Source organism: Halovibrio salipaludis (genome assembly GCF_002286965.1).
Lineage (GTDB): Bacteria > Pseudomonadota > Gammaproteobacteria > Pseudomonadales > Oleiphilaceae > Halospina > Halospina salipaludis.
On sequence record NZ_NSKD01000016.1, the window covers coordinates 1 to 6,943 of the forward strand.

At 60.5% G+C, this 6,943-nt stretch carries 6 protein-coding genes, 4 tRNA genes and 1 rRNA gene; all 11 read left to right on the plus strand.

Annotated elements, in window-relative coordinates; all coding sequences use genetic code 11:
* Positions 1-88 precede the first annotated feature (88 nt).
* Positions 89-203 (plus strand): 5S ribosomal RNA (gene rrf, locus CK501_RS16440).
* Positions 204-404: 201 nt separating this feature from the next.
* The gene (locus CK501_RS16445) at positions 405-1,508 is read left to right on the plus strand and encodes a hypothetical protein (protein WP_095618806.1); all 1,104 of its coding nucleotides are present in this window, start codon (positions 405-407) and stop codon (positions 1,506-1,508) included.
* 94 nt (positions 1,509-1,602) lie between these two features.
* The gene (locus tag CK501_RS16450) at positions 1,603-2,079 is read left to right on the plus strand and encodes a hypothetical protein (RefSeq protein ID WP_198949575.1); all 477 of its coding nucleotides are present in this window, start codon (positions 1,603-1,605) and stop codon (positions 2,077-2,079) included.
* Between the two features lie 3 nt (positions 2,080-2,082).
* Positions 2,083-4,287 (plus strand): DUF6160 family protein, encoded by a 2,205-nt coding sequence (locus tag CK501_RS16455; RefSeq protein WP_095618807.1) that lies wholly within the window; start codon positions 2,083-2,085, stop codon positions 4,285-4,287.
* A gap of 57 nt (positions 4,288-4,344) precedes the next feature.
* Entirely contained in the window at positions 4,345-5,319 is a 975-nt protein-coding gene (locus CK501_RS16460; protein ID WP_095618808.1) for a biotin--[acetyl-CoA-carboxylase] ligase, read from the plus strand.
* Positions 5,303-6,037: a type III pantothenate kinase gene (locus CK501_RS16465; protein WP_095618809.1), complete on the plus strand. Its 735-nt coding sequence runs from the start codon at positions 5,303-5,305 to the stop codon at positions 6,035-6,037. The genes CK501_RS16460 and CK501_RS16465 overlap by 17 nt, the downstream gene beginning before the upstream one ends.
* Before the next feature lie 219 nt (positions 6,038-6,256).
* Positions 6,257-6,332: transfer RNA gene (locus CK501_RS16470), tRNA-Thr, on the plus strand.
* A 47-nt stretch (positions 6,333-6,379) separates the two neighbouring features.
* A tRNA-Tyr gene (locus CK501_RS16475) sits at positions 6,380-6,463 on the plus strand.
* A 6-nt stretch (positions 6,464-6,469) separates the two neighbouring features.
* A tRNA-Gly gene (locus CK501_RS16480) sits at positions 6,470-6,544 on the plus strand.
* Positions 6,545-6,555: 11 nt separating this feature from the next.
* Positions 6,556-6,630: transfer RNA gene (locus tag CK501_RS16485), tRNA-Thr, on the plus strand.
* Positions 6,631-6,694: 64 nt separating this feature from the next.
* Positions 6,695-6,943, plus strand: a 249-nt coding sequence (locus CK501_RS16490; RefSeq protein WP_233128931.1) for a GTP-binding protein, incomplete at its 3' end; no start/stop codon positions are given.

Sequence of the window (6,943 nt, forward strand, 5' to 3'; positions counted from 1 at the left end):
TATATAACACCCCAGCGCATGCTCCGGATCAACGCTTGAGCCAGCGCCACGCAACACCAGACTCCATTGCCTGCCACACCCTTTTTTGCCTGACGACCACAGCGGGCGGGAACCACCTGATCCCATGCCGAACTCAGAAGTGAAACCGCCCAGCGCCGATGGTAGTGTGGGAGATCCCATGTGAGAGTAGGTCATCGTCAGGCTCCTATACCCAAAGCCCCGCCCGGCTACGCCGTGCGGGGCTTTTTTATGTGTGTGATAAAAGTCGCATTCCCCGTAATCGATCGCTCCCCCAACGGACTCCCCTGAAAAACTGCTGACTGCTTCAAAGCATTGCCTGCCTGCCTGAGTATGCTGGATACAAGGAAATTCCCGCTCCCGTTTTCGGCTCAGGAGTTTGGCAATTGGCGGACAGAACCCTGAAAACGTCCATTGGTCTGATGATGCTCTTGCTTGCGGGTGTGCCGTCGGCCTGGGCGTCCGGCATGGAGCCCATGAGCAACCGGGAAATGGCTGACGTCCGGGGGCAGGGAGTCGGGATCGTCATGGAGGACTTCCGCTTTGCGCATGGCCATGATCCGGACAACAACCAGACATTCCGGCTGAGCGGCATCACCAACCAGGCCGGAGAGGATGTCGAGGTACTGGTGGACCAGCTTTACATCGGAGGTGCTGAAAGCGAGCGTGGTGAGAACCTCCAGACAGTCAACCTTGGACGCCTGACCAACCCCTTCGGGATTGATCTGCTTGACGGTGATGCGATTGGCGGTGATGCAGCCGGTAAAGCGGTGTTTGAATACGCGGCCCCCGAGAAGGTTGCACAATCCGAGGGCGTCGCCTGTCTTTCTGGCGGAACGGACACCGGCTGCGTGAGTCGGGCGCCGAATGCGGATCAGAACATCCGGGGCGAACGCATGGATCTTGGGTTCGAGACAACGGTGCAATCCGGTACCGCTGCGGCGCAGTCGGTGAATATCCATGCCGAGAAGGCCGTCGTGGATGGCAGTTTCATCCAGCTCTGGGGGGCGACCTCTGACGATAGCCGACAGCAGCTGCGCGGCCGCATCCAGACCAATTTCTACACGCCCAGCCTGACGGTCAGTGCGTGCGAGCAGGGCGGAACCAGCTGCAACACCGAAATCGCCTTCAATGATTTCATGATGGAGCTCGCCCTGGGCAACGAGCATCAGCCGCTCTTCATGGGCGTTCTGGGCGTAGGCCAGGAAGTAAAAACGGATGGTGAGACCGTCGCCGGCCCCGGCAACTTCCGTCTCGAGCTGAAAGCCATCAACAACGCCCGGTCGCCGGCCCCCATCAACGACGCGGGTGACGGCTCCAGCGATGATGATGCCACCTACGATTTCTACAACGATTACTACACCAACGATGACTACCGCAGCGACATAGAGGTCGGCAGCCTGGAGGTCGGTGGGCAGGACATGGGAGCAACCAGGATGAAGGGGATGCTGTTCCAGAAACTGGATGTGACCACAAGGAGCCTGGACTGATATGGCGATTCAGGGGTACAGCATACGCAGGTTCATGGCGACAGCTGTTGTTGCCCTCGGTTGTGCTTCAAACGCTGTGGCCGAGATGGAATCGATGAGTGATCAGGACCTCTCGGGAGTCAGTGGGCAGTATGGGGGCATGTCGCTCTCTGGCGATGTGACGTTCAATGAGTCCGGTGGTCCCCTCAAGGGGGAGGCTGTCGGGTTTGACTGCGGCGAGGGCGAGCGCTGTGGTGCCCGGATTGCCGCCCAGCTGAATCAGGGCGGTGGCTGGATTGTACTGGACGATCTGCAGGGAACGTTCGAGTTCATGGGGCTGACGCTGGCCACCCGCCTGATCACCGGGGACGATACGGGATTCGGGGGCGATGCAGCGGACTTCAACCGGGAGGTCATTGAGATCGGCCTGCCGGAGACAGCCCGTTTTACGGATTTCAGCTACACCATGGCAACCAGTTCAACGGCCCGCCCTGGCGATAGTGATTTCCGTCAGGTTGATCGCCTGACCGTGGAGATGGGGGGTGACATGACCCTGGACGGTAATGCACTGATCTTCCCTACGGAGCCCTGAGTCATGATGAAACCGGTACTCCATCGCTGGTTTTCTGCAGCAGGAATGGCGCTCTACGCGGCAACGGGCCAGGTGGGTGCCATGGAAGCCATGGACGATGCGGAACTGGCCGGTGTCCAGGGGCAGGCGGGCGTTACTGTCGAAATGGCCCACAAGGCCTCCATGGATCGTTTCAGCTATTTCACCAATGATAACGGGATACACCTGGAAGACATCCAGGTCGGGTCGGCGTCTGATCCCGACGGCCGGGGGAGAAGGGACTACGAATTGGACCTGTTGAGCGACGGGAGCCTTGAGATCGGGCTCGATATACAGGATGAACGTGTGTCGGTTGGCGGTATCTCACTGGATGACAGCGGAGCCCGGAGCATGGGTTCCTTCTGGATGGACCGGGACATGAATGGCTGGTTCCGGATTACGCCGGGCGGGGCGCTTTCAGAGGAGGGGTATACCTTCAACTCCTTCTTCTCGATGCTGGACTCGCGCTTTGGCTACCAGACCAATGGGCACCAGCTCTTTCTTGATGATGTAACCATGTTCGTTAATGCCTCGGATCACACTCTGGATGTTGAGAATGGGGTCATTCAGTACGTGGCACCGACTGACCTGTACCTGGATATCGCAGCGATCCGGTACGCGGAGGGCGAAACGCCGGTTCGCGGTGATCAGAGCAGTCGCCCCAGCATGGGTGGTTTCGAGATTGATCAGGATTTCGTGTCCGAGTTTGAGATCAGCGGTGGCGGTGGCCGCCAGGGGCCGGAAGGTATCCGTGTCAATGCTGACACAACCCTCAACTCAGGTGACTTCCTCTATAAGACCAACGGCTATGGGGTTGAGCTCAGTGGCATGAGTGGCAGTTCCGCGGTTCAGGATCTGCGCATCGAGGTAGGGGAGGATTTCACGGCGGAGGCCCGCCAGGGCTTGGCCTTTACTCTGAATGGGGACGGATCCAGCGCTCAAGGCAGTCTCAGCATTGATGACATCCGGCTGGGGGTGGATGCCGGAAGCCGGGATGGTGGGCGCAGTATCGGTTCCGTGAACCTGAGCTGGCTCTATGAGAACCAAACCATCAATGGTGATGCTTTCGGTAACCAGGTGTATCTGATGGCAGGCGGGCACCCGGATGCCGGCGATGAAGGGATGCGCTTCGCCTCTGAATGGAGCCTTGCGGATGCTGGGCTGACCTGGACGACCAACGGCAACTCTGTGCTGTTTGACGGGATACAGTCCTGGGGGCGCGGTGATGTGACCGTGAACGTTACGGGCAATGAGGAGCTTGAGGGCACCCAGTTCTACAAAGGACTCCGGGTTGGCTTTGATGGCATCTCCGGCGGCTACCGCATGGATGGGATCCGTGTCGGCTCCGAGGGTTCAGCAGAGGGAGCCGAAGTGCAGGCGGGGGCTGAGCTTCTGAGTGCCCTCGGGGTCTTCCGTTCCTTTGAATTCGGCAACATGGACGGGCAGTACACGCTGACTCCAGGCGGTCCGAATGGCGACGGGATCACCATCAACTCGGACCTCTATATCGAGGACGGCCGTATCGGGTCCCTGACCGAGGAGTCCGGCCAGGGCGTCTGGGCGGACGACCTCTCCTACGAGGGTCATATCCGGGATATGACGCTGGAAGTGGTGCAGGATGGCCTCCGTGTCGTGCAGGGCGAGGCGTGGAGCACCATGGACGTGGGTAATCTGCGGGTCGGCGGGGCGGAAGATGGCGCCAGTTTCGGCCGCATCGTCTGGCAGCGCTACGGTCAGGACAGTGAGATGGTGATTACGGGGCCGGAAGGGCAGGAAGGGCTCAAACTGGCCCTTACGAGCATCTTCAGTGAGGCGGTGGGCGATAAGCGCAACCGCTTCCTGTGGGAGACCGGGCGGACCACGGATGCAGAGGGCAACCCCCAGAATGGAACCGGCATGCAGCTGGTGCTCGACAACATACATACGTCCGATGGGCTGGGTGCCGGCAACAACGATTTCGGTGTCCAGACGGAACTGACGGTCGACGTTCGTGAGGCGGATTCCGCTGACGGAATGCAGCCGAGCTTCCATGTGAATACGCACACACGGTTCAGGGAACTCAATGTGGGCCGGGTCAATCTTGTCCATAATGATGGCAGCGGCAACAGCTCCACGGCGACGGCGCTGCAGGGCGTCAGCATCCAGAACATGGATATGGAATCGAACCTGAACGCCACACCCATTCCCTGAGGTGTTCCTTTACCTTGCTGTGTTGGTTACCTTAGCCGGATCAGGCAAGGAGACCACATGCATCCCTATCCTCTGATCCACCTGCTGGCGGATGGCCAGCTCCATTCCGGGACTGAACTGGCGGAGCGGCTGGGTGTGACCCGGACGGCCGTCTGGAAACAGCTGCGCCGGCTTGAAGAGATCGGCCTGGACGTTGAGTCCGTCCGCGGCAAGGGCTATCGGCTGGCTGAACCGCTGGATCTGCTCTCCCGGGAGTCCATCGAGCCGGTTCTGGCCGCCTTGAACCCCCAGCCGGAACTGACGCTGGAGCCTGTCGTTGAATCAACGAACACGCTTCTCATGGGGCATTCCGGTTATTCCGGAGGTCCCCGCGTGTGTCTCGCCGAGCAGCAGTTACAGGGTCGCGGTCGCCGTGGGCGGGGGTGGGTCAGTCCCTTCGCCCGGAACCTCTATCTCAGCGTTGGCCTGGAAACCGATGCCGGGCCCGCAGCGGTCCAGGGCGTAACGCTCAGGGCGGGGCTTGGGGTGGTCCAGGCCCTTGCGGGGCTTGGTATAGAGGGACTGGGGATCAAGTGGCCCAATGATCTGTGGCTCAATGGTCGCAAGGTGGCGGGCATCCTGACGGAGCTTCAGGGATCGGCCCAGGATGAACTCAGGCTCGTGATCGGGCTGGGCCTGAATGTCTATATGACGGAACCGGAAACCGCGATTGACCAGCCCTGGACGTCCCTGGCCAAGGAAGGGCAAGTGCCAGAGGGCGGGCGAAACCGTCTTGCTGCTGCACTGGTTGAGGGAATCCTGGCATCGGTGTCCGATCTCGGCTCCGGGCCGGATCCGGCCATTCCGGAGGAGTGGGCGCACTACGACGTGTTACGGGGCCGGCAGGTGGCCGTCAGGGGCCGGGATTGTCGGGGCATCGGTGATGGCATTGATGCATCCGGGCAGCTCCGGCTGCGGACGGCGGATGGCGAAGTGATACGCCTGAATGCCGGAGAGGTGAGTCTGGAGGTCCCGATTGATTCTGCAGGTTGATGCGGGGAATTCCCGGGTCCACTGGCGCTGTCTTGATGCGGATCGCCAGGTCATTGCCCGGGGGGACCAGTCATGGGAAACGGTCGGATCTGACGGCATTGCGGGCGTGGACTCTGACAGGCTGGCGCGTCTGGAGTTTGCCTCGGTTGCCGGCGACCGGGCCAACCAACTGAAAGCCAGCCTGGTTTCAGGCAACCACGTGCGGGTTATGGAGTTTGCGGCTTCGCGCCGTCAGTGTGGTGTGGTCAATGCGTATAATGATCCCGCCCAGATGGGGGTTGATCGATGGCTGGCGATGCTTGGGGCGTACAGTACCTGGGAGGGCCCGATTACGGTTCTTGATGCCGGAACGGCGATCACCGTTGACCATGTGGACGCCTGGGGCAATCATCAGGGTGGCTATATCCTTCCAGGTGGGGCGCTCATGGCGCAGTCGCTGGGCGCGGGAACCTCGGGGGTGCGCCCGGAAGCGGTTGCCGGTGCCGACACTGCACCCGGCATAACAACATCCGAGTGTGTCCATCACGGCATCGCATGGCTGATGCAGGCCCTGGTGGCCCGAAGTGCTGATTACTGGCAGGGTCGTGGCACCATGATCCTGACAGGTGGCGATGCGGCGGCTGCGGCAGCAGGAATACCGGCGGATCCGGTCGTCGAGCCGGACCTGGTGTTTCTGGGGATGGATGCTGTAATGGCCGAAGCCAGTGGCAGCTGCTGAAACACGGGAGTCTGTGTGCGGATTCTGTTCGGAATACTCGTGCTCGCCAATCTAGCCGTCTTTCTGCTGGCCGGACGTCTACCAGCACCGGAGTCGGGCAATGTGCCCGAAGCCAATATACCGAGGGTGGAACCGATCCGGACCATTGAAACGGAAGAGGGTGTTGCAAAGCCGCCGCAAAATCCTTAGGATACTGCCCTCGCTGATTGGCGATACACAGCTGGTGTAGCTCAGCAGGCAGAGCAACTGACTTGTAATCAGTAGGTCGGGGGTTCGATTCCCTCCACCAGCTCCAGATCAGCACCGTTTTCAAGCAGAGGGCCTGCGGGCCAGCTGCGAGACGGAGGGGTTCCCGAGTGGTCAAAGGGATCAGACTGTAAATCTGACGCGAAAGCTTCGCAGGTTCGAATCCTGCCCCCTCCACCATATTTTGCGGGTGTCGTATAGTGGCTATTACCTCAGCCTTCCAAGCTGATGACGCGGGTTCGATTCCCGCCACCCGCTCCAGGTTGTCGAGGGCTCATGTAGCTCAGTGGTAGAGCACACCCTTGGTAAGGGTGAGGTCGGCGGTTCAAGTCCGCCCATGAGCTCCAGTTCTAAGGCTGAAGGCTGGCTGTAACATAACGAAGAAAGGCAACGGCGCGGGAGATAGGTCAAGTGTCTAAGGAAAAATTCGAAAGAGATAAGCCGCACATCAACGTGGGCACCATTGGTCACGTGGACCATGGCAAGACGACGCTGACGGCGGCGCTGACGCGCGTGAGTGCGGAAGTGTTCGGCGGTGAGGCGCGTGCGTTTGACCAGATCGACAACGCGCCGGAAGAGAAAAACCGCGGGATCACGATCGCGACCTCGCACGTGGAGTACGGTTCCGAGAGCCGTCACTACGCGCACGTTGACTGCCCC